Below are 4,157 nucleotides of genomic sequence, written 5' to 3'. Positions count from 1 at the left end.
GCGGCAGCAGTCTCTATTCAGCGTCATGCGCTACCGCTGGCAGTGGGACATGGAACTCGATCCGTTCGTCGACATCGTCGGCACCGTGCTCACTCTGAAGGATGTCAATCGCGTGGGTCTGGGGCCGGCCAAGCCGCTCCTGATCGCCGAGTTCAACGCGCCCGGCGACGGCAAGGTCATCCTGGGTGGTGTGGGTTAGCCGCTAACGCTGGGTGTTAGCGGCGGTATGCGGGAGGCGCTGTAACCAGCGCCGAGAGCATGCGCGTCTCCAATGAAGAGAGGATCAAGTCATGGCTCACGTAAAGGCCGATCGCGTCCAGCAGACGACGCAAAGCACGGGCACGGGTGCTCTCACCTTCGACGGCCCCGTGCCTGCGCGCATGCGGTCGTTCGTGTCCGTGATGGGCGACGGTGACACCTGCTGGGTGCTGATCGAGCATCAGTCGGCCGGCGAATGGGAGATTTCGCTCGCGACCTACGCTGCCGGCACGATCACCCGTTCCTTCGTGGCGGGCTCTGCCTCCACGACCGGCGGCCTGGTGCCGTTCAGTGTCGGCGCAAAGACGGTCTCCCTGCTGGCGCCTGCGTCGAAGTCCGTGGTGATGAACAACAACGGGAATGCCCAGGTCGAGGGCAGCATGAGGGCCGGCAACTTCGTTGTCGGCGACGAGGCGCTGACGGCGGCCGGCACCTTCGGCTTCTCCAACACAAACGGTCCGGGGCTGGTGTTCTGGGGGACCGGTGCGGCGGGGGCGGGATCGCTGCAGCTCAACACCGGCGGTGTCGCCCGATGGACATGGGCGGTCACCGGCAACTTCCTGCCGGTCCTGGCGGGCACATACAATGTCGGATCGACGTCGCTCCCTGTCGGCAGTGTTTACGCGGCCTACTTTCGGGCTGCCAATCACCTTGTCGGGGACGAAGGCGCCGCCGAGGCCGGCACCTTCGGCTTCTCCAACACCGACGGGCCCGGCATGGTGGCCTGGGGCACGGGATCGGCCGGCGGCGGCGACCTGGAGTTCAAGACCAGCGGGGCGGCCCGCTGGAAGATCAAGGCGGCCGGCGACCTGCTGCCGATGAGCATCCACAATGTCGGCAGCGCGTCGTTCCGAGTCGGCACGTACTTCGGCGTCATCGGCGCCATCGACACTTCCGACGCCCGCGAGAAACATCCACAATGTCGGCAGCGCGTCGTTCCGAGTCGGCACGTACTTCGGCGTCATCGGCGCCATCGACACTTCCGACGCCCGCGAGAAATCGAACATCCGCGGCTATACGGCAGCCGAGATCGGTGTCGCGAGGCGTCTGGCCCCAAAGGTCAGCCTCTGGCAGTTGAACGATTCCATCAGGGAGAAGGGCGTCGAGGCCGCCCGCGTTCACATCGGGTGGGTATTCCAGGACGTCGTCGCCGCCTTCGTTGCCGAAGGTCTCGACCCCTTCCGGTACGGCTGCGTCGGCTTCGACGAGCTCGACAAGGTCGAGGAGTACATGGAGACGGTGCCGCGTAAGAAGATGCGGCTCGTCCCTGACGTCGAGTCGGCAATCGAGGTGGTCGACGGCAGGCCGGTACTGGTGCAGCGGGGCATCGAGCGCGACGAGCCCGTCGGGCAGGAGCATCCGGTACTCAACCCCGACGGCAGCCCGGTGATGGTGAACAAGGGACGTCGGACCGCCGATGGCACTCCGATCCTCGAGCCCTTGACCCACTTCGTTCACGAGATGGAGGACGTCGAGGAGCCGCGCTCGCGAATCGTCCCCGACATCGACGATAACGGCGAGCGCAGGGTGCGCGGTAACGTGCGGCCGACCCAGCTTCTGGCGTTCGTCCTGGGCGGGATGGTCGTCGATCTCGGTGACTTGAGCGCACGCGTGACCGCGTTGGAAGCCCCCTGATGTACGCAGGTGCGCCATACGGTACGCTTCCCTTCGGGGCGACGCCGCCCTTCATTGCGGCGCCGCCAGTCGGCGCACCGGCACCGGCATGGGGCATCTACGGGACGTCGCCACACGGCACGAGCGCCTATGGCACCGCGCCGCCCGATGTGCCTGTGGCGATCCCACCTGCCGAGGGTGCCCTGTTTCTGTCGTCAATCGATATCGATCAGGCGCAGATAGCAGGAAGCTCCGAGGTGTCGAGCCTGCCTGTGACGTTCGTTCAGGACAGCCGGGTCGAAAAGAAGTGGCGGCTGACATCGAAGGTCGACCAGTACCTGTCGATCGCCCTCGCCAGACCCTGCGCCTGCGATACAGTCGCCGTCATCGGTGCCAATCTCGGTGCCGGTGCCGTGTTCAGGATCCTTGGTGCCCTCGATCCTGCCGGCCTGCCGAACACACCTGACTTCGACAGCGGCTGGCTCGGCGCCTGGCCGGTTTCGGGCAAGCCGATTCTCAAGGAGCCATGGCCGGTTCACACCAATCTGGTGCGCTTTCCGAACGTCAACGCCTACGGGTACTGGCGGATCATCTTCTGCGATCCGGGCGTAGAGACCTCGTATATGGAGTTCGGCCGCGTCCTCATCGGCAAGGCCTTCCGTCCGCGCCTCAACGTCGACATCAATCCGGCGATCGGGCTGGAGTCGTCCGACGTCCGCCGACGCTCGACCTTCAACAGGACCTTCACGGATCCTCGTGGAGCCCCATCGCGCCGGATGGCACTCAGCCTGTCCGATGTCGACCAGGACGACATGCGCGCCGAGCTCTTCGAGCTGCAGCGCTACTGCGGTCTGGCGCGCGACTTCGTGTTCTCGCTCGATCCCGCGGCGACGACCTTCCACCACCTCTACACGATGCAATCTCTGTTCGTGGAAGGGGCGCAGTTCGAAGCGATCCCGTTCTGGGATGGCAGCCGCCAGCTCTGGCGCACCTCGTTGCAACTGACCGAGCCGCTGTAGCGCCTCGGCGTTCTCTTTCTTCTTTGCTCTGACACCGAACCGAGCGGCTTACGCCGTAACGGGCGGGAGGATCGTGCCCATGCCGACGTTTGCCGATGAAGTCGTCGAAACCAGCCAGACCATGGGCACGGGAACCTACGATCTCGATGGCGTCCGCAAGAGCGGGTATCGCCTGTTCCCCGAGGCCTATGGCAGCGGCGAAAAGCCATCCTTCGTGGTCCGGAACAAGAGCAACACAAGATGGGAGATCAATCGCCTCGGCACGCTGACGCACGGCACGCCGGTTCGTCTTTCCCGTGCTGTCGTCCTGTCGACCAACGGCAACGCTGCTGTGCCCTGGACGAACGATGACCTCCCGCTGACGGTCTACGTGGCGTCCTCGGCCGAGGTGCTCGAGCTGGTGCTTGCGGGGAATGCCGGTACGACGCGCAATCCGATGCTCCGGGGCTTCGCGCTGTGGCCGAACACCACGGCCGGCGCCTCCGGTCGCGTGCCGATCACGATCAACCCTACCGGCTCGGCCGAGAAGGAGATCGGTGCCTGGGAAGGGACCAAGAGCCTCTTCGTATCCAACGCGCCGGCGCCCGTGCGCGATGTCGGGGCGGCGAACAGCACCGTTGCCGCAACCGACCGCGGATGGATTGTCAGCCACAATACGACGGCGGCGGTGCGCACCTCCGGCCTGCCGACGGCGGCGAGCCTGGGCGAGGGCTTCTATGTCGGCGTCTATGCCGATGGGGCTCTGCCCGTCATCGTGCAGACCACGGGCGGCGAGGCCATCGACGACTGCGTCGTGCCGCCGGGGCAGGTGACCTGGCTGCGCTCGACGGGCACGAAGTGGGTTGCCCAGCGTGGGGCGCCGGCGCCGCGGCGCCGGCGGCAAACGGTCTGGTCGGGCTCGCGTGACGGCAACGGCCTGCCGAACATCCTGCCGTCCTCGGCCGGCGGCCTCACGCTGACGGCCCAGAACGTATCCGCCAGCTTGCCGCTGCTGGTGAGTGCCGCTGGCGGTCTCGTCGATCGCAACGGCTACAGGCTCACCGCCCCGTCATGGGCCGGCCTCACGAACAGCGCGACGAACTTCCTGTACCTGGTCGTCGGCGCCGACGGCACGCTAACCGAGGGCGCCACGGTGCTGGCGTCGGTCTATCAGCACGGCGGCACGCCCGCCGTCACCAACGGTCAGTACACGTTCAACATCGGCGAGATGAAGGGCTATCTCGGCAACGGGGTCACCGCACCGCAGGTCTGGCTTGTCTTTGTCGG

Annotated in this window: 5 protein-coding genes; 4 read left to right on the top strand and 1 reads right to left on the bottom strand. The window is 66.2% G+C overall.

Annotated features, from left to right (window positions below):
• Positions 1 to 199: hypothetical protein (locus BN60_RS30995; RefSeq protein WP_215905915.1), on the top strand; the 199-nt coding region annotated here is incomplete at its 5' end.
• A 276-nt stretch (positions 200 to 475) separates the two neighbouring features.
• On the opposite strand, the gene BN60_RS31335 is transcribed toward BN60_RS30995, so the two are convergent.
• Entirely contained in the window at positions 476 to 808 is a 333-nt protein-coding gene (locus tag BN60_RS31335; RefSeq protein ID WP_020697422.1) for a hypothetical protein, read from the bottom strand.
• 281 nt (positions 809 to 1,089) lie between these two features.
• Here BN60_RS31335 and BN60_RS31330 point away from each other — a divergent pair, with 281 nt between their 5' ends.
• From BN60_RS31330 to BN60_RS30985, 3 genes are all read left to right on the top strand, one after another.
• On the top strand, positions 1,090 to 1,893 hold the full coding sequence (locus tag BN60_RS31330) for a tail fiber domain-containing protein (protein ID WP_020697420.1): 804 nt from the start codon (positions 1,090 to 1,092) through the stop codon (positions 1,891 to 1,893).
• On the top strand, positions 1,893 to 2,891 hold the full coding sequence (locus BN60_RS17535) for a hypothetical protein (protein ID WP_020697419.1): 999 nt from the start codon (positions 1,893 to 1,895) through the stop codon (positions 2,889 to 2,891). The genes BN60_RS31330 and BN60_RS17535 overlap by 1 nt, the downstream gene beginning before the upstream one ends.
• A gap of 79 nt (positions 2,892 to 2,970) precedes the next feature.
• On the top strand, positions 2,971 to 4,157 hold a 1,187-nt coding region (locus BN60_RS30985), incomplete at its 3' end, for a hypothetical protein (protein ID WP_043284042.1).

Source organism: Reyranella massiliensis 521, from assembly GCF_000312425.1.
GTDB lineage: Bacteria > Pseudomonadota > Alphaproteobacteria > Reyranellales > Reyranellaceae > Reyranella > Reyranella massiliensis.
Note: the sequence above shows the minus strand (reverse complement) of the source record. Positions and strands in the feature narration are given on the sequence as shown.

Excerpts from the sequence above, each read along its gene's own strand:
- BN60_RS31330 (WP_020697420.1), top strand. The coding sequence starts at position 1,090 with ATGTCGGCAGCGCGTCGTTCCGAGTCGGCACGTACTTCGGCGTCATCG.
- BN60_RS17535 (WP_020697419.1), top strand. The coding sequence starts at position 1,893 with ATGTACGCAGGTGCGCCATACGGTACGCTTCCCTTCGGGGCGACGCCG.